The sequence below is a fragment of the Amycolatopsis nalaikhensis genome, assembly GCF_030264295.1.
GTDB classification, from domain to species: domain Bacteria; phylum Actinomycetota; class Actinomycetes; order Mycobacteriales; family Pseudonocardiaceae; genus Amycolatopsis; species Amycolatopsis nalaikhensis.
In genome coordinates this window covers 5,055,990-5,074,045 of record NZ_CP127173.1, presented here as the reverse complement: position 1 = coordinate 5,074,045, position 18,056 = coordinate 5,055,990, and the positions used below count along the sequence as shown (strand labels likewise).

The following is an 18,056-nucleotide window of genomic DNA, read 5'->3' as shown; positions in this document are numbered from 1 at the left end:
GGCCTGATGAGTTCCGAAACCTACGACTTCGTCATCGTCGGCGGTGGCTCGGCGGGCTGCGCGCTGGCGAACCGGCTCTCGGCCGACCCCGCGAACAAGGTCCTCGTGCTGGAGGCGGGCCGGTCGGACTACAAGTGGGACGTCTTCATCCACATGCCGGCCGCGCTGACCTTCCCGATCGGGTCGAAGTTCTACGACTGGGGTTACCGCAGCGAACCCGAGCCGCACATGAACCGCCGTCGCATCTACCACGCGCGCGGCAAGGTGCTCGGCGGGTCGTCCAGCATCAACGGGATGATCTTCCAGCGCGGCAACCCGATGGACTACGAGCGCTGGGCCGGCGACCCAGGGATGTCCACTTGGGACTACGCGCACTGCCTGCCGTACTTCCAGCGCATGGAAAACTGCCTCGCCGACGCGCCCGACGGGCAGTGGCGCGGCCACGACGGGCCGCTCGAACTCGAGCGCGGCCCGGCGTCCAACCCGTTGTTCACCGCCTTCTTCGACGCGGCCGAGCAGGCGGGCTACCCACGCACCGACGACGTCAACGGCTACCGGCAGGAAGGCTTCGCGCCCTTCGACCGGAACGTCCGGAAAGGACGGCGGCTGTCCGCCGCGGGCGCGTACCTGCACCCGGTGATGAACCGGCCCAACCTCACGGTGAAGACGCACGCGTTCGTGTCGCAGATCCTCTTCGACGGCACGCGCGCGGTCGGCGTCGAGTTCGCGCAGGGCCGGAGCGTGCCGGAAGAGGTGTACGGCAAGGAGATCATCCTCTGCGGCGGCGCGATCAACACCCCGCAGCTGCTGCAGCTCTCCGGCGTCGGCAACGCCGCCGAGCTGGAGAAGCTCGGCATCGACGTCGTCAAGGACCTGCCGGGCGTCGGCGAGAACCTGCAGGACCACCTGGAGGTGTACATCCAGTACGCCTGCAAGCAGCCGGTGTCGATGCAGCCGTCGCTGGCCAAGTGGAAGCGGCCCTACATCGGCGCGCAGTGGCTGTTCCTGCGGTCCGGGCCGGCCGCGACCAACCACTTCGAGGGCGGCGGGTTCGTCCGGTCCAACGACGAGGTGAAGTACCCGAACCTGATGTTCCACTTCCTGCCGGTGGCGATCCGCTACGACGGGTCGGCGCCCACGGAAGGCCACGGCTACCAGGTGCACGTCGGCCCGATGTACGCCGACACCCGCGGCTCGATCAAGATCACCTCGACCGACCCGCGGCAGCACCCGGCGATCAGGTTCAACTACCTGTCCACGGAGAACGACCGCCGGGAGTGGGTCGAGGCCGTGCGGGTGGCGCGGAAGATCCTCAACCAGCCCGCGCTGGACCCGTACAACGGTGGCGAGATCTCGCCGGGGCCCTCGGTCGAGACGGACGAGGAGATCCTCGACTGGGTCGCCAAGGACGCCGAGACCGCGCTGCACCCGTCGTGCACGGCCAAGATGGGCGTGGACGAGAAGTCCGTCGTCGACCCGCAGACGATGCGGGTGCACGGCACCGAGGGCCTGCGCGTCGTCGACGCGTCGGTCATGCCCTACATCCCCAACGGCAACATCTACGCGCCGGTGATGATGACCGCCGAGAAGGCCGCCGACCTCATCCTGGGCAACACCCCGCTGGACCCGATCAAGCTGCCGTTCTACCGGCACGGCGAAGCCGCCGCGAAGTAGTCCGGACGCCGCCAGGCCCGTACCGCCATCCCCGGTACGGGCCTTCGGTGTGCCCGCGTTCTCCGTTACCGGGTAACGAAAACTACCCGGGCGTACCTCTTGACGGCGTCTCCCGGGGGATTCAGACTTTGTTGCGTATCACAGTTGATGTTCCCCCATGCGCAACACTATTCGGAGGCGTCATGATTCGCGCGTGTACGGTGGACGAGCTGCCCCCCGGTGAGTCGGTCCGGATCCCCGGGACTCCCGCCATCGCGGTGTTCCGCACCGAGGAGGGCGAGCTGTACGCCATCGACGACACGTGCACCCACCAGGACGCCTCCCTGGCCGACGGCTGGCTCGAAGGCTGCTTCGTCGAGTGCCCGCTGCACGCGGCGCTGTTCGACCTGCGCACGGGCATGCCGACCTGCCTGCCGGCGAAGGACCCGGTGCGCACGTACGCGGTGGTCGTCGACGAGGGCGTCATCTACGTGCGGGACGCGGCGAGCGAGGACGCCGCGTGAAGCGGATCGCGGTCGTCGGCGCGTCGCTGGCCGGGGTCCGCGCGGCACAGGAGCTGCGCGCGCAGGGCTACGACGGCGGCATCGTGCTGATCGGCGAAGAACGGCACCTGCCCTACGACCGGCCGCCGCTGTCGAAGGCGTTCCTGGCCGGGACGGCGTCCGCCGCTTCGCTGGAGCTGCTCGACGCCGGTGACCTGGCGTCGCTGGCCCTGGACTTCCGGCTCGGCGTCCGCGCGACGGCGCTCGAGCCCGCCAACCGCCGGGTGGTGCTGTCGGACGGCACTTCGGTGCACGCGGACGGCGTCGTGATCGCCACCGGCGGCCGCGCGCGCACGCTGCCGGGCTTCGAAGCGGCCCGCACGCTGCGGACGGTCGACGACGCGCTGGCGCTGCGGTCTTCGCTGGTGCCGGGCGCGCGGGTGGTGGTGGTCGGGGCGGGGTTCATCGGGGCCGAGGTGGCCTCGACGTGCCGTTCGCTGGGGCTGGACGTCGTGGTCCTGGAGGCGCTGGCCGCGCCGATGGAGCCGGTGCTGGGCCCGGAGCTGGCGGCGGTGTGCGCCCGGCTGCACGCGGACCACGGAACGGACCTGCGGTGCGGCGTCTCGGCGGCGGGCATGGAGGAGGCGGGCGTCCGGCTGGCCGACGGGTCTCTGGTCCCGGCCGACGTGGTCGTGGTCGGAGTGGGGATGACTCCGGCGACCGAGTGGCTGGCGGGCTCGGGCCTGACGGTCGGCGACGGCGTCCACACGGACGCGGGGCTGGTCACTTCGCTGCCGTCCGTGGTCGCCGTGGGCGACGTGGCCCGCTACGGCGGACGGCGGCACGAGCACTGGACGAACGCGTCGGAGCAGGCCCCGGTCGCGGTGGCGAACCTGCTGGCCGGGCGGACGTCGCGGACGTACACGCCGAGCGGGTACGTCTGGTCGGACCAGTACTCGGGCAGGCTGCAGCTGGCGGGCCACCCGCGCCCGGACGACACGCTGACGTTCGTCGACGGCGACCCGTCGTCGGCGTCGTTCGTGGCGACCTGGCAACGGGACGGCGAGACGGTGGGCGTGTTCGCGCTGAACAACGCGAAGCAGTTCAACCGCCTCCGCCGCCAGGCCCTGCGCCGCCCGGCCGCCCTCCCCACCTGACGTGCGGTACGCGTCGTGAGTGTTTAGGGCGGTTCTAACCGCCCTAAACACTCACGACGACGGCACCACGCGGCTACAGGGAGAGCTGGTCGAGGTCGGATTCCAACCGGGCTCGCCAGGTCCAGCGGCGTTCCGTCGTGTCCGCGTCCTCCGGTGCCGGGGGACCCAGCGGCAGCGCCTGGTCCGTGACCCCGAACGTCACCCGGTACGCCAGCACCGAAGCCGCCGTGCGGATCCACGCGTCGCCCGATGTCCCCGACGGTGGTGAGACGCCCAGTGCGTTGCCGAACCACGTCGGCAGCAGCGCGTTCGAGCCCAGCGCGTCGGTGATCCGGGTCCGCAGCCGCACCTGCAGGTCGTGCCACGCGCGCTCGGCGCGTTCCAGCTGGGGCACCACCCGCGCCTCGACCGCGTCGGCCTCGCGCAACGCCAGCTTCGCCTGCTCCGCCGCCTCGACCGCCGCCGGGATCTCCTCGTCCAGCAGCGTCCGGCGACGCGTCGTCAGCGCGCGCAGCTCCGGCTCCGCGTCGCCGCGGGCGCGGGACGCCCGGTCCGTCGACGCCAGCACCTCGATGACGTCCAGCAGGTCGCGGTCACACTGCGCGTGCGCGGCCCGCACCGACTCCAGGCGCGTGATCTCCTCCTCGTAGCGGGCGCGCTGCTCCTTCGTGACGAGCTCCTTGTGCAGGTCGTCCCACCGCGCCGCTTCCGCCGCCAACGCGCGCGTCTCCGCGCCGACGTCGTCGAGGTTCACCTGCGGCACGCCGTCGGACACGCGCACCGCGCGCTCCAGCGCCTGGACCTGCTGCTGCAGCCGTTCCAGCCGTCGGCCGAGCAGGTCGATCCGGTCCTCCTGCCGGTTCGTGCCGCCGCTCTCGAGCCGCTCGGTCAGGTCGGCGACGTCCTGGCGCAGGCGGTCGTCGGTCTCCTCGACGGCCGCGCGCAGCCCGTCGACCGCCGCGAACAGCTCGTCGAGGTCGCGCCGCGTCGTGTCGACCGGCTCCGGGTACTCCTGCGTGAACTCCGGGTCGTCGCCGTAGGTCGCGTAGCCGTGGCTCACGGGATCCGGCTTTCCCGCCACAGCAGCGCGAGCGTCCCCGCCACCCCCAGCGCGGTCAGGATCGTGGCGACGACCGCCGCGGGCGACGGCACCAGCGCGACGACCAGCAGCCCGGCCGTCACACTGCCCGCCCACGCCGCCCGCGTCCGCTCGCGGATGACGTCGCCGACCCGGCGGACCGGCGCGAAGCCGATCCACAGACCCGCCGCGAACAACGGCACGAGCGCGAGCAGCCACACCGGCGAGAGCACCTCGAACAGCACCAGCGCCGCGGCGACCAGCGGCACCAGCACCGGCGCGGCCGCGAACCAGACGACCGCGCGCTGCGTCGCCGCGTGCCGGGACTCGAGTTCGGCGTTCGCGAGGCGGTGCTTCGCCTCGTCGAACGCCACCTCGGCGTCGAGCAGCCGGTGCGCCGTCGCGACGAGCTCGTCCATCGCCTCGACGTCGGCGGGCGGGGTCGCCAGCCCGGCCCGCAGGTCCTGCTTGAGCCGGCCCACGCGGGCTTCCGCCTGGTCCCGGTCGTGCTGGGCTGGAGTCGTCACGCGAACACTTTAAGTGCCACGACCGTCACAACCGGCCAATGCGGCCGGTGAGTCGTTACAGGTCGCCCAGTGCCGTGACCGGCGCTTCGACGCAGTCCGCGACGAACCGGAGGAACCCGCCCGCGGTGCCGCCGTCGCAGACGCGGTGGTCGAAGGCCAGCGTCAGCTCGCAGACCTTCCGCGCCACGACGGCGCCGTCGACGATCCACGGCCGGTCGATGATCCGGCCGATGCCGAGGATCGCGGCCTCGGGGTGGTTGATGATCGCGGCCGAGCCGTCGACGCCGAAGACGCCGTAGTTGTTCACCGTGAACGTGCCGCCGGTGAGGTCCGCGGGCGCCAGCTTGCCCTCGCGCGCGGTGCGGGCGCGCTCGCCGATCGCCGCCGACAGGTCGCGGGTGGACAGCTCCCCCGCGTCCCGCACGACCGGCACGACGAGCCCACGGTCGGTCTGCGCGGCGAACCCGAGGTGGATCCGGTCGAGCAGGACGATCTCGCCGCCCTCGACGCGCGAGTTCAGCTCGGGGTACTTCTTCAGCCCGGCGACGGCGAACCGCGCGATCAGCCCGAGCAGGCTGACCGGCCGGTCGGTCTTGGCGTTCAGCGCCGCGCGGGCGGCGACCAGCTCGGTCGCGTCGACGTCCACCCACACGGTGGCTTCGGGGATCTCGCGCCGCGACGTCGTGAGCTTGTCCGCGACGGCCTTGCGGACCCCGGTGAGCGGGATCCTCCGGCCGTCCTTCGGCTTCGCCAGGACGGCTTCGACGTCGGCGCGGCGGATGATGCCGTCGGCGCCGGACGGGGTGACCGTCGCGAGGTCGATCCCGTTGTCGGCGGCCAGTTTCCGGACGAACGGCGAGATCACGCCGGGCGCCGCGGCCTTCGGCTGCTGTTGTTGTTGCTGTTGCTGTTGCGGCGCGGGCGTTTCGACCCGCCGCACGCGCTTGCGCCGGGTCGTGGGCGCGGTGCCGTAGCCGATGAGGACGTTGCCGCTGCCCGCCGACGTCGTGACGCCCGGTTCGGCGAACCCGCCGACGCTCAGCAGCGGCGCGCCGACCGGCAGCAGCTGCCCGGGCTCGCCGTGCAACGCCGACACCACCCCGGCGAAGGGCACGGGCACCTCGACGGCGGCCTTCGCCGTCTCGACCTCGACGACGATCTGGTCGACCTTGACCGTGTCGCCGACGTTCACGTGCCAGTTGAGGATGGCCGCCTCGGTCAGGCCTTCGCCGAGGTCGGGGAGCAGGAAGTCAGGCACCGGCCACCACCGGGGTGTCGTGCCACTGCAGGCGCGCGATCGTGTCGAGGATCCGGTCGACGTCGGGCAGCGTGTGGCGCTCCAGCTTCGGCGCCGGGTAGGGGATGTCGAGCCCGGTCACCCGCAGCACGGGCGCGTGCAGCTGGTGGAAGCACTGCTCGGTGACGCGCGCGACGACTTCGGCGCCGTACCCGCCGAACCCGGCGGCCTCGTGGACCACGACGGCCCGCCCGGTGCGCCGCACGGACGCGGTCACGGTCTCGTCGTCGAACGGGCTCAAGGAACGCAGGTCGACGACCTCGACGTCCCAGCCTTCGTCCTTCGCGGCCTCGGCGGTCTCCATGGCGGTGGCCACCATCGGGCCGTAGGCGATGAGAGTGACGTCCTTGCCGTGGCGGCGGACCACGGCCTTGTCCATGGCCGGGCCGCGGCGGGTGAAGCTCACCTCTTCGCCGGACCAGTAGCGGACCTTCGGTTCGAGGAAGATCACCGGGTCCGGCGACTCGATGGCGTCGCGCAGCAGGTCGTAGGCGTCCTGCGCGGTGCCCGGCGTGACGACGCGCAGGCCCGGCGTGTGGGTGTAGTAGACCTCGCTGGAGTCGCAGTGGTGCTCGACGCCGCCGATGCCCCCGGCGTAGGGAATACGAATCACCATCGGCAGCTCGAGCGCGCCCCGGGTACGGTTGCGCAGCTTCGCGACGTGCGAGGTGATCTGCTCGAACGCGGGGTACGCGAAGGCGTCGAACTGCATCTCGACGACCGGACGGAACCCGCCCATCGCCATCCCGACGGCGAACCCGACGATGCCCGACTCGGCCAGTGGTGTGTCGAAGCAGCGGTCCTCGCCGAAGTCGGCGGTGATGCCGTCGGTGACGCGGAAGACGCCGCCGAGCGCGCCGACGTCCTCGCCGAAGACGAGGACGTTGTCGTCCTCCTTGAGCGCGTCGCGCAGGGCCGCGTTGAGCGCCTGCGCCATCGTGGTCGTCATCAGGCCTCCAGCTCGGCTTTCAGGGTCGCGCGCTGGGCTTCCAGCTGGCGGGTCGGGACGGCGTAGACGTGGTCGAACAGGGACATCGGGTCGAGCTCCGGCTCGGCGTTGAGGGTGTCGCGGACGGTCTGGGCGAACTCCTCGGCCTCGGCGTGGCAGAAGCTCGATTTCGTTGGCTGTGAGGTCGTTCGCGAGGTAGGTCTCGAGCCGTCGCAACGGGTCGGCTTCGCGCCACTTCGCGACTTCGTCGGCGTCTCGGTAGCGGGTGGCGTCGTCGGCATTTGTGTGGGCGTCGATGCGGTAGGTGTGGGCCTCGACGAGCACCGGGCCGTGGCCCTCGCGAGCGTGTTTCACGGCGTCGTCGAGGACGGCGAGGACGGCGACGGCGTCGTTGCCGTCGACCTGCTCGGAGCGCATGCCGTAGCCGATGCCCTTGTACGCCAAGGCGGGCGCGGCGCTCTGCTTCTCGAAGGGGACGGAGATGGCGTAGCGGTTGTTCTGCACGAAGAACACGACGGGCGCCTTGAAGACGGCGGCGAAGTTGAGGGCTTCGTGGAAGTCGCCTTCGCTGGTGGCGCCGTCCCCGATGAGCGCGAGCGCGACGGCGTCTTCACCGCGTCGCTGCATGGCGTGGGCGAGACCGGCGGCGTGCAGGGTCTGCGTCGCGAGCGGAGTGCACTGGGGCGCAACGCGGGTTTCGGCGGGGTTGTAGCCACAGTGCGCGTCGCCGCGAAGCAGCGTCAGCACTTCGCCGGGCTTCAGACCGCGCGCGACGAGGGCGACGGAGTCGCGGTAGGTGGGGAAGAGCCAGTCCTGCTCCTGGAGCGCGAGCGCGGCGGCGACCTGGCAGGCCTCCTGGCCGGCGCTGGAGGGGTAGACGGCGAGGCGGCCCTGCTTGGTGAGGGCGGTCGCCTGCACGTCGAACCGGCGGCCGAGGACCATCATTCGGTAGGCGGCCTTGAGCCGGTCCCGGGCGGGTTCGACGTAGGCGCCGTGCTGGTCGACGGGGGTCCCGTCCTCGGCGACGAACCGCACCGGCGACGCGGACGGCAGCAGGGTATCCACGGACACCACCTCTCGCAGACATATGATGCTGAGATGGTGGTTCTTGCGGCTCTTCTGTTCAAGGGTTCGACGAAATGAGCGACAAACGGCCTCCGGCGAGATCTTCCGAGGACCAAACGTCCATCGGCGCCCTGGCGCACGCGGCGCTTCCCGGACGAACGGCCCTCGACGAGGTAGACCGGGCGATGCTGGCGGAGCTGTCGGCGGACGGAAGGCTGGCGGTCCGGGCGTTGGCGGAGAAGCTGCACATATCGCGCACGAACGCGTACGCCCGCTTGGAGCGGTTGATGGCGGAGGGGGTGATCACGGGGTTCGGGGCGCGGATCGACCCACGCCGGGCCGGGCTGGGGACGTCGGCGTACATCATGGTGACGGTGGAGCAGACGTCCTGGCGGACCATGGCCACGGATCTGCACGCGATCCCGTATGTCGATCACGTGGCTTTGGTGGGCGGGGACTTCGACATCCTGCTGCTGGTGCGGACGCCGGACAACCAGACGCTGCGGGACGTCGTGCTGGAGCGGCTGCAGGCCTTGGAGGGGGTGCGGTCGACGCGGACCTGGCTCATCTTCGAGGAACTGCCGGGCTCGGTGCTGAGCTGACCCGGGTTCAGTCGAAGTCGTCGTCCTCGGGCGCGGCTTCCGCAGCGAGCTTGAAGTCCGTCAGCACAACGCCACCGAGGTCGAGGTCGGCCCAGAAGCGGTCTCGCTCCGCCTCGACCGGGGCGAGGAGCCCGGTGAGGATCCGGTGCGCGGGCCCCGAGTTGCTCGACCGCCTAGCCGAGGATTGTCTGGTCCGACGGCAGCCCTCGTCTACCGCCGCCTCCCTCCCACGATCGCAGCTTTTCCGGCGCCGCCCCGACGTTCGCCCGGTCGGCCGAGCTGACCCGCGGGGCAAAACCCTTGCCCGCAAGCACCCTTGCCGCCGTCACCGGCGTCAGCTAAGCAAGACAGCACGTGACCCCGTCGCCGGGCGAGTCTTATTTTATGTCGAGAAATAACTACCCCGAAACCTATTGACGCCGCCCGCTCGCCCGGTGAGGATCGGCCGGTCCGCCGTTCATCGCAGAATGGACCAGACCATGGCCAGAAGATCCCGCGCGTGGTCACGTGCGCGCCGAAGTTCGCTCGTCACCCTGATGAGCCTGAGCCTGCTCGGCGGGATCGCGCAGGCGATTCCGGCCCAGGCCGCCGAGCCGTCGGCGCAACCCGTGATCGGGCAGCCCGCCAAGGACAAGAACGGCTGCGCCAAGATCGAACCGAGCCTGCCGACCCTCGCGGACTGGCCCAAGGTCGACAGCCGGTTCAAGGGGAAGGCCGGTGACGAAGCGCGGATCGCCAAGATCCTCGCCGGCATGACGCTCGAAGAAAAAGTCGGGCAGATGACGCAGCCCGAGATCACCTCGATCACCCCCGACGAGGTCCGCCAGTACGCCATCGGCTCCGTCCTCAACGGCGGTGGCGCGTGGCCCGGCGGCAACAAGCACGCCACCCAGCAGGACTGGCTGAACCTCGCCGACGCCTACTGGAACGCCTCGAAGACCAGCCGCACGAAGATCCCCGTCATCTGGGGCATCGACGCCGTGCACGGCAACAACAACGTCTACGGCGCCACCGTCTTCCCGCACAACATCGGGCTCGGCGCCGCGCACGACCCCTGCCTCGTCCGCGACGTCGCCGCCGCGACCGCGCGGCAGATCCGCGCCACCGGCCAGGACTGGGCCTTCTCGCCCACCCTCGCCGTCGTGCAGGACGACCGGTGGGGCCGCACCTACGAAGGCTTCTCCGAGGACCCGCGCATCACCCGCGCCTACGGCTTCGAGGCCATCAACGGCCTCCAGGACGGCTCGACCAAGCGCATCGGCGGCGACGGCGTCATCGCCACCGCCAAGCACTTCATCGGCGACGGCGGCACCCTCAAGGGCCAGGACCAGGGCGTCAACCCCTCCTCCGAAGCCGACATGATCAACATCCACGGCCAGGGCTACTACGGCGCACTCGCCGCCGGCACCCAGACCGTGATGGTGTCGTTCAACAGCTGGACCAACGCCGACCTCGGCATCAACGAGGGCAAGCTGCACGGCAGCGACAAGGCGCTGAACCAGATCCTCAAGGGCAAGATGGGCTTCGACGGCCTCGTCGTGTCCGACTGGAACGGCATCGGCCAGGTCCCCGGCTGCACGAACTCCTCGTGCCCGCAGGCGATCAACGCCGGCATCGACATCGTGATGGTGCCCGCCGACTGGAAGGCGTTCATCACCAACACGATCGCGCAGGTGCAGAACGGGCAGATCCCGATGGCGCGGATCGACGACGCCGTCACCCGCATCCTGCGCGTCAAGCTGCGTGACGGGCTGTTCGAGGCCCAGGCGCCGTCGGACCGCTCCTTCGCCGAGTCCGGCGAGGCGCTGACCGACCACCAGCTCGCCCGCGCCGCCGCGCGCGAGTCGCAGGTGCTGCTCAAGAACAACGGCAACGTGCTGCCGCTGAAGCCGAAGGCCAAGGTCCTGGTGGTCGGCAAGAGCGCCGACAGCATCCAGAACCAGACCGGCGGCTGGACGCTGAGCTGGCAGGGCACCGGCAACACCAACGCCGACTTCCCGAACGCCACCTCGATCCTCGCCGGGCTCAAGCAGGACCTCGGCGACGCGAACGTCACCTTCGACGAGAAGGGCGACGTCGACCCGAAGGGCTTCGACGCGGTCATCGCCGTCATCGGCGAGACGCCGTACGCCGAGGGCGTCGGCGACCTGACCCGCAAGACGCTGGAGGCCGCGAAGCTCTACCCCGAGGACCTGGCCGTGCTGGACAAGGTCAGCGGCAAGGGCACCCCGGTCGTCACCGTGTACGTCGGCGGCCGCCCGCTGTACATGAACAAGGAGATCAACCGCTCCGACGCGTTCGTGGCGGCCTGGCTGCCCGGCACCGAGGGCGGCGGCGTCGCGGACCTGATGGTCCGGGGCAAGGACGTCAACGGCGGCTACACGGCCACGCTGTCGTACTCGTGGCCGAAGAGCGCGTGCCAGTCGCCGCTCAACCCGTGGTCGCCCGACTACGACCCGCTGTTCAAGCTCGGCTACGGCCTCAAGACCGGCCAGCGCGTCACCATCGGCCAGCTCGACGAGACCCCCGGGCCCGCGTCGTGCACCTCGACCGGCGGCGGCGGGACGGCGACCGAGGACCTGTCGATCTACGACCGCACCGACGTCGCGCCGTACAAGAGCTTCATCGGCTCGGCGGAGAACTGGGGCGGCACCGAGATCGGCCCCGACGGCACCGCCGCGCACAGCGAGATCAACGTCGTCCCGACCGACGTGAACGTGCAGGGTGACGGCCTGAAGACGACCTGGACGGGCACCGGCCCGGCCCAGATCTACCTCCAGAACCCGGCGGGCACGAACGACCTGCGCAGCTACCTCAACGCCGACGGCGCCCTGGAGTTCGACACGATCGTGCAGCAGGCGCCGACCAACCGGACGGTGGTCAGCATGCACTGCGTCTACCCGTGCTTCTCCGAGGTGAACGCGACGAAGCTGTTCACCGACCTGGCGGGCCAGGGCAAGACGACGGTCAAGATCCCGTTGTCCTGCTTCAACAACGGGCTGGACTTCGAGAACATCAACACCCCGTTCCTGGTCTACACCGACGGGCCCTTCCAGGCGTCGTTCGCGAACGTGCGCTGGGTGCCCCAGGGCGCGAAAGATCCCGACGCGAGACCCTGTTCGAGTTTGACCTGACGCGTTGCCTCTGAAGGCCACCATCAGAGCACCTGGTGCCCTGATGGTGGCCTTCAGCGTCTTTCGAAGCCGCTTCCCTGGATCGCGGCCGCGGAACGCCGCCAAGATGGGGTGATGAGCACCGACTCCGCCACCGCGCTCGCCGACGAGTTCCTCGACGTCATCGCCACCTGGGTCCCGCTCGAAGCCACCTTCGCCGGCATCCCCGGCCACGACGCCGAACTGCCCGACCCGAGCGAAGCCGGCCACGAACGGCTGCGCGCGCGGGCCGCCGACGTCCTGGCGCGGGCGCGGGCCTCGGACGACGCCGACCGTGTCACGCTCGGGGTCGTCGCGCAGCAGGCGGAGGCGATGCTCGCCCAGCTCGACGCGCGGGTCGTCGAGTTCACCCTGGCCGATCCGATGTTCGCGACGGCGATGAGCCATCTGGCCTTCCTGCCGCAGCTGACGCCGTCCGGCGAGCGGGCGGAAGAGGACTTCCTGACGCGGCTGGCCGCGCTCCCGGAGTTTTACGCATCACTCGCGCGGCGCCAGGGCGCGGGCCTGCGCGCGGGCCGGACCCCGGTCGACCGGATGGCGGCCACCGCGATCGCGTTCGTGGACCGGTTCCTGGCGCAGGAGCGGCCGTTCCCGCAACAGCTGGCCGGCGACCGGCTCGACCGGCTGGTGGCCGACGTCGTCCGGCCCGCGCTGGCCCGCTACCGCGAATTCCTCGCCACCGAGGTGGCCGGCCGCGGCAGGCCCGACGACCAGCCAGGGCTCTGCTGGCTCGAAGACGGCGAAGCGCACTACGCGGCTCTCGCCCGCGCGCACACGACCACCGACCACAGCCCGGCGGAGCTGCACCAGCTGGGCCTCGACGTGCTCGCCCGGCTCGAGGACGAATACGCCGACCTGGGCGGCCGCGTGTTCGGGCTGACCGACCCGGCGCAGGTCCGCCGGCGGCTGCGGACCGACGAAAACCTCCGCTGGCGAGACGCCGAGGAGATGCTCGAGACGGCCCGCGCCGCCGTCGCGCGCGCGACGGCCGCCGCCCCGGCGTGGTTCCCGCGCACGCCGTCGGCCGAGTGCGTGGTCCGGCCGGTCCCGGAGGCGGAGGCACCGGTCGCCGCCCCGGCGTACTACATGCCACCGGCCCTCGACGGCTCGCGACCGGGCGTCTACTACACGAACACGCACGAGGTGCGCACGCGCGACCGGTTCATCGCCGAGACCGTGGCGTTCCACGAAGCCGTGCCCGGGCACCACTTCGCGGATTCGCTGGCGCAGGAGCTGACGGAGCTGCCGCAGCTGCGCCGGATCGCGCCGGTGACCGCGTACAGCGAGGGCTGGGGGCTCTACAGCGAGCGCCTGGCCGACGAGATGGGCTTGTTCTCCGACGACCTGATGCGGCTGGGCATGGTGGCCGAGGACTCGGTCCGCGCGGCCCGCCTGGTGGTCGACACGGGCCTGCACGCGCTGCGCTGGTCGCGGGAGCAGTGCGTCGAGTTCCTCCGCACCCGGACGGTGCTGAGCGAGGTCGAGGTCCAGACGGAAACCGACCGCTACATCGAGAGTCCTGGGCAGGCCTTGGCGTACATGACGGGACGGCTGGAGATCCTGCGCCTGCGCCGGTTCGCCGAGGAGCGGTTGGGGAGTCGGTTTGACATCAAGGAGTTCCACGGCGTCGTGCTCGGCGGTGGGCCGCTGCCGCTGAACGTGCTGGACGAGGTCGTGCGGGCCTGGGTCGATCAGTGCTGCCTGCCGTAGGACTTCTGGCACGGGTAGCCGTCGTTCGTGGCCGACCAGCTCGCGGGGTAGCCGTTCTGCGCCCACGCCGCGTAGGCCTGCGCGTAGCTGTAGCCGCGCGCGTACAGCCACTGGCACGGCGTCTGGCCCGCCGCCGGGGTGATGGTGATCCACGGCTGGGCGTTGATCCAGCCCGGCTGCGCGTACCACTGGCCGGCAGGGCCCTTCGGCGCGACGTAAACGGTTTGCGGCGGCGGCACGACGACGGTCTGCGGCGGCGCGACCGTGACGGTCGGCGTGCTGGGCGCGGTCACCGTCGCCGTGGCCGGAGCCTGGGCGGGCACCGTGCGCGGCAGCCCGCACGCGGAGGCGGCGAGCACGGCCGCGAGGGACGCGACTGTCCATAGTGTACGCATACTGAGCCTCATTTCGTCCTGGCCATGTGACTGCCGACGATGACGCCGCCGGAAACCGTGTACGTGCCGGAAAACACCCGCGTACTCCCGTCCGTCTGCGCGGCCGACAGCACGACGTACACGGTGCTCCCCCGAACGTCCGTAACAGTCAGCGTGTCCCAAGCCGTAGTCGCGAACCCGTTGACGTACTTGGCATATCCCCCACCTCCGGCGATGCGGCTGCCGCCAAGGGACCACGCCGTAGCGAAGTCCCGGCGGTTCAGCGCGTCGTAATACGCGACCACCGTGCGCGCCTCCGCCGTGTCCCCCGGCGCCACGTACGCCGGTGGTGGCACGTAAACCGGCTGGGGCACCACGATCGTCGTCGGGGTGGGGGCGGCCGGGGTCACCGCGACCGGCACTGGTACGCCCACCACCGGCGTGCCGCACGCGGCCGCGCTCACCAGGACCACGATCGCGACGAGAGCTGCTTTCACGGCCGACCACCTCCGCCCTCCCGAATCGGGCGGCGACCGGAAACCGCACGGATCCCGGGGGATCGCGACGCAAGCGTTATCCCGTGGGATTCACCCGTGCTGCCGGGTGATGTCGTAAGCCGTCATCGCGGCGGCCAGGTGGCGGGCGTCCGACGGCCGCGTCGCGTCGTAGCCGGTGATCAGCTGGATGCGGCCGAGGCGGTACGTCAGCGTGTTGCGGTGGATGTTCAACGCCGTCGCCGCTTCGCCGCGGTTGTAGCCCGACGTGACGAACGCCCGCAGCGCGTCGATCAGGTGCGGGTGCTCCTCCAACGGCTCGAGCACGGCGGCGAGCGCCTCCCGCGCCGGGCCCGGGCGGGCCAGCTGGTACTCGATCGCCAGGTCGGCGAGCCGGTAGAGCCGGGGCGGGCGCCGCAGGTTTTCCGCCAGCGCGAGGATTTCCACGGCTTGGGCGTGCGCCGCCGGGATGTCCGCGTGGCTCACCGCACGGACCGCCGCCGCGGTGCACGGGCGGCCGCAGACCCGGTCGACCCGCGCCGCCACCGCGTCCGCTTCGGACTCCGGTGGCACCAGCAGCACTCCGCCGTCGCCCTTGAACGTCACCAGCACGCCCGGCTGGCCGTCCAAATCGGACCGGACGGCGCGGAAGAGGTCCGTCGCCGCGCGGGCACCCGAAGACGCGGGCAGCGTCGGCAGGTGGAACACGACGACGTCGTAGCTCTCCGCCAGCTCGCGCCGCCGCACCGGCCGCCCGGCGAGGAGGTTCGCCACGAGGTGCTGGCGGTCCTCCCGCCGCTCCCAGTCGAGGTCGTCGCGCTCCCGCAGGTACGCCTCGGCCACGCGCGGCATCACCTCGCCGAGGAAGTCCAGCATCCGCGCGCCGAGCGGCGCGCGGTCACCCTCGACGCGCTCCCACGCGACCGCGGCGGCCAGCGGGTAGATCTTCAGGACGGCCTCCAGCGGCAGCCCGTCCCTGGCCCGCTCGGCACCCCACGCGATCGGCAGCGCGAGCTCGTCCGCGGTGGGCCGCCGCCCCTCGGCGACCGTCGTCAGGAACAGCTCGAACACCGCCCGCGCGTTGGCGACCAGGTCGCCTTCCAGCACGGTCGCCGGCAGCAGCCGGTACGCCGGGATCTCGGCGGCGCACCGGCTCATCATCGCGGCCGCGATCTCCCCGGACCGCGGGAACAGCGCGTCGACGGCATCCATCCCCGCATTGTCGCCGTGCACAAACGGCTGCGGCAAGTTTCTGCGCGTTTTGCCAGCAGACAGCCTTGATCGCGAGGCGCATGCTGTGCAGACCAACCAGAAAGGACTTCGCAATGGCGCGGGGAACGAAACGATGGCTGGCCGCGATCGGCCTGGCGGCGGCGCTGGTCACGAGCGCGGCGGTGCCGGCGCAGGCGGCGTCCGGGGGCAACAACGACTTCGCGTGCCGCCCGAGCGCCGCGCACCCGAACCCGGTCGTGCTGCTCCACGGCACGTTCGCCACCTACTACGAGGACCTCAACTTCCTGCAGGCCGACCTGGCCGCCCGCGGCTACTGCACGTTCTCGCTGACCTACGGCGCCTACCCGCAGTTCCCGCTCGTCGGCGGGCTCAAGCCGGTCGCGGAGTCGTCGCTGGAGATCAAGGCGTTCGTCGAGAAGGTGCGCGCGGCCACCGGCGCGGCGAAGGTCGACGTCGTCGGGCACTCCGAGGGCGGGCTCCAGGCCATCTACCTGGCCAAGATGCAGGGCATCCAGAGCGAGATCGGCAAGGTGGTCGGGATCGCCCCGCCGACGCACGGCGCCGACGCGTCCGGGCTGCTGACGCTGGCCTACACGCTGCTGGGCAAGAGCACGTGGGACACGATCGTCAAGACGATCGGCCTGCCGATCTTCGCCGACGAGCTGGACGGTGGCGCGGCGATCGTCGCGCTCAACACCGGCCCGGTCGCCCAGCCCGGCATCGCCTACACGATCATCACCTCGCGCTACGACGAACTGGTGACCCCGACGGAGACGTCGTTCATCCGCGAGCCCGGCGTGGCGAACCAGTACGTCCAGGACTTCTGCCCGAACGACCCGGTGGGCCACATCGGCGAGGCCTACGACCTCAACGTCTGGCACCTGGTCCGCAACGCCCTCGACCCGGCGAACGCCACCCCGATCAAGCTCTGCGCGGTCGGCTCTCCCGGCTGACGCCTCGTGAGTGTTTAGGGCGGTTAGAACCGCTTGGGTTCTAGCGGTCGTTGCAACACCTGACCTGAGAGGTGTTGCCATGACCGAAAACGATCGCCGTCGGTGGCTGTCCCGCGACGTCCGGGTGGCATTCTGGGACCAGATCCGAGCAGGGCTGCCCGTAGAACACGCCGCGAGGGCCGCGGGCGTGTCGCCGGCCAGCGGAAGACGACTGTTCGAGCAGGCTGGAGGCGTGATCACCAACGCGCCGACAGCCTGCTCGAGCCGCTATCTCTCGCTGGCCGAGCGGGAGGAGATCATGGTCCTGCACGCCCAGGACGTGCCACGGGCGGAGATCGCGCGGCGGCTGGGCCGCCACCGGTCCACCATCGGGCGGGAACTGGACCGCAACAGCACCGGAGGTGGACGCTATCGGGCCAGCAGCGCCCAGCACACCGCCGAGCAACGCGCGAAACGACCGAAACCCGCGAAACTGGCCACCGACCCGGTCCTGCACGACCGTGTCCAGCAGGACCTGACCGCGCGGTGGTCGCCCGAGCAGATCGCTGCCAGGCTGAAACGGGACTTCCCCGACCAGCCGAGGATGCACGTGACCCACGAAACGATCTACCAGGCCATCTACGTCCAAGGCCGCGGTGCGCTGCGCCGGGAGCTGGCCGCGTGCCTGCGCACCGGACGCGCGATCCGCAAGCCCCATCGCACCCCCGACGGGCGCCGCACCCGCCAGGGCAGGATCGCCGGGATGGTCCCGATCTCCGAGCGGCCCGCCGAGGCCGCCGACCGGGCCGTCCCAGGGCACTGGGAAGGCGACCTGATCGTCGGCAAGGACGGCCGCTCGGTGATCGGGACCCTGGTCGAGCGCAGCACCCGGTTCTGCCTGCTGCTGCACCTGCCCGGCGGCAAAGACGCCGCCGCGGTCGCCGAGGCGATGATCACCGTCATCCGGGGGTTGCCGCAGGAGCTGCGCCGGTCGCTGGCCTGGGATCAGGGCACCGAGATGGCCCAGCATGCCCGGATCACGAGGGCCACCGACATGGCGATCTACTTCTGTGATCCGCATTCGCCCTGGCAGCGGGGGTCGAACGAGAACACCAACGGGCTGCTGCGGCAGTACTTCCCCACAGGCACCGATCTGTCGGTGCACACCCCTGCTGACCTGGCGAAAGTCGCTGCCGAGCTCAACGGCCGTCCGCGCAAGACGCTCGGCTGGGACACCCCAGCCGAGCGCCTCGCGCTGCTACTGTCCACACAGGACCCTGTTGCGACGACCGCTTGAAACCACCCCGCC

Annotated in this window: 15 protein-coding genes and 1 pseudogene; 8 read left to right on the top strand and 8 right to left on the bottom strand. The window is 71.0% G+C overall.

The genetic code is table 11. The features are described 5' to 3' along the window. Positions 1 to 6: 6 nt before the first annotated feature. From betA to QP939_RS25070, 3 genes are all read left to right on the top strand, one after another. Positions 7 to 1,674, top strand: coding sequence for a choline dehydrogenase (gene betA, locus QP939_RS25080; RefSeq protein WP_285459250.1), 1,668 nt, complete (start codon positions 7 to 9; stop codon positions 1,672 to 1,674). Between the two features lie 182 nt (positions 1,675 to 1,856). Beyond that, positions 1,857 to 2,177, top strand: coding sequence for a bifunctional 3-phenylpropionate/cinnamic acid dioxygenase ferredoxin subunit (locus tag QP939_RS25075; protein ID WP_285459249.1), 321 nt, complete (start codon positions 1,857 to 1,859; stop codon positions 2,175 to 2,177). Then, complete coding sequence (locus tag QP939_RS25070) at positions 2,174 to 3,313, top strand: NAD(P)/FAD-dependent oxidoreductase (RefSeq protein WP_285459248.1); 1,140 nt, start codon at positions 2,174 to 2,176, stop codon at positions 3,311 to 3,313. The genes QP939_RS25075 and QP939_RS25070 overlap by 4 nt, the downstream gene beginning before the upstream one ends. 73 nt (positions 3,314 to 3,386) lie before the next feature. On the opposite strand, the gene QP939_RS25065 is transcribed toward QP939_RS25070, so the two are convergent. The 5 genes and pseudogenes from QP939_RS25065 to pdhA all read right to left on the bottom strand — a co-directional run bounded on the left by QP939_RS25065 (position 3,387) and on the right by pdhA (position 8,235). Further along, positions 3,387 to 4,373 carry a coiled-coil domain-containing protein gene (locus QP939_RS25065; RefSeq protein WP_285459247.1) on the bottom strand — a complete coding sequence of 329 codons (987 nt, stop codon included), beginning with the start codon at positions 4,371 to 4,373 and terminating at the stop codon, positions 3,387 to 3,389. Further along, positions 4,370 to 4,918 carry a hypothetical protein gene (locus QP939_RS25060; RefSeq protein WP_285459246.1) on the bottom strand — a complete coding sequence of 183 codons (549 nt, stop codon included), beginning with the start codon at positions 4,916 to 4,918 and terminating at the stop codon, positions 4,370 to 4,372. The genes QP939_RS25065 and QP939_RS25060 overlap by 4 nt, the downstream gene beginning before the upstream one ends. Positions 4,919 to 4,973: 55 nt before the next feature. Beyond that, the gene (locus QP939_RS25055; protein WP_285459245.1) at positions 4,974 to 6,176 is read right to left on the bottom strand and encodes a dihydrolipoamide acetyltransferase family protein; all 1,203 of its coding nucleotides are present in this window, start codon (positions 6,174 to 6,176) and stop codon (positions 4,974 to 4,976) included. Next, positions 6,169 to 7,164, bottom strand: a complete 996-nt coding sequence (locus QP939_RS25050) for an alpha-ketoacid dehydrogenase subunit beta (protein WP_285459244.1) — start codon at positions 7,162 to 7,164, stop codon at positions 6,169 to 6,171. Before QP939_RS25050 ends, QP939_RS25055 begins: the two co-directional genes overlap by 8 nt. After that, positions 7,164 to 8,235, bottom strand: a pseudogene (pdhA, locus tag QP939_RS25045) (pyruvate dehydrogenase (acetyl-transferring) E1 component subunit alpha). The gene QP939_RS25050 and the pseudogene pdhA overlap by 1 nt, the downstream one beginning before the upstream one ends. A 125-nt stretch (positions 8,236 to 8,360) precedes the next feature. Here pdhA and QP939_RS25040 point away from each other — a divergent pair. From QP939_RS25040 to QP939_RS25030, 3 genes are all read left to right on the top strand, one after another. Continuing rightward, positions 8,361 to 8,831, top strand: a complete 471-nt coding sequence (locus QP939_RS25040; protein ID WP_352252723.1) for an Lrp/AsnC family transcriptional regulator — start codon at positions 8,361 to 8,363, stop codon at positions 8,829 to 8,831. Positions 8,832 to 9,367: 536 nt separating this feature from the next. After that, positions 9,368 to 11,965 carry a glycoside hydrolase family 3 protein gene (locus QP939_RS25035; RefSeq protein WP_285459840.1) on the top strand — a complete coding sequence of 866 codons (2,598 nt, stop codon included), beginning with the start codon at positions 9,368 to 9,370 and terminating at the stop codon, positions 11,963 to 11,965. A 114-nt stretch (positions 11,966 to 12,079) separates the two neighbouring features. After that, positions 12,080 to 13,714, top strand: a complete 1,635-nt coding sequence (locus QP939_RS25030; RefSeq protein WP_285459242.1) for a DUF885 domain-containing protein — start codon at positions 12,080 to 12,082, stop codon at positions 13,712 to 13,714. Here QP939_RS25030 and QP939_RS25025 read toward each other — a convergent pair. From QP939_RS25025 to QP939_RS25015, 3 genes are all read right to left on the bottom strand, one after another. Continuing rightward, positions 13,696 to 14,109, bottom strand: a complete 414-nt coding sequence (locus QP939_RS25025; RefSeq protein WP_285459241.1) for a hypothetical protein — start codon at positions 14,107 to 14,109, stop codon at positions 13,696 to 13,698. The two genes, QP939_RS25030 and QP939_RS25025, sit on opposite strands and share 19 nt — an antisense overlap. An 8-nt stretch (positions 14,110 to 14,117) precedes the next feature. Further along, on the bottom strand, positions 14,118 to 14,585 hold the full coding sequence (locus tag QP939_RS25020; RefSeq protein ID WP_285459240.1) for a hypothetical protein: 468 nt from the start codon (positions 14,583 to 14,585) through the stop codon (positions 14,118 to 14,120). Between the two features lie 90 nt (positions 14,586 to 14,675). Continuing rightward, a complete protein-coding gene (locus tag QP939_RS25015; RefSeq protein ID WP_285459239.1) occupies positions 14,676 to 15,794 on the bottom strand; it encodes a PucR family transcriptional regulator in 1,119 nt (372 codons plus the stop codon). Between the two features lie 113 nt (positions 15,795 to 15,907). Between QP939_RS25015 and QP939_RS25010 the strand changes: the two genes are divergently transcribed. Both QP939_RS25010 and QP939_RS25005 read left to right on the top strand, forming a co-directional pair. Then, positions 15,908 to 16,768: an esterase/lipase family protein gene (locus QP939_RS25010; RefSeq protein ID WP_285459238.1), complete on the top strand. Its 861-nt coding sequence runs from the start codon at positions 15,908 to 15,910 to the stop codon at positions 16,766 to 16,768. A 79-nt stretch (positions 16,769 to 16,847) separates the two neighbouring features. Continuing rightward, positions 16,848 to 18,044, top strand: a complete 1,197-nt coding sequence (locus tag QP939_RS25005; protein ID WP_285459237.1) for an IS30 family transposase — start codon at positions 16,848 to 16,850, stop codon at positions 18,042 to 18,044. Positions 18,045 to 18,056 lie beyond the last annotated feature (12 nt).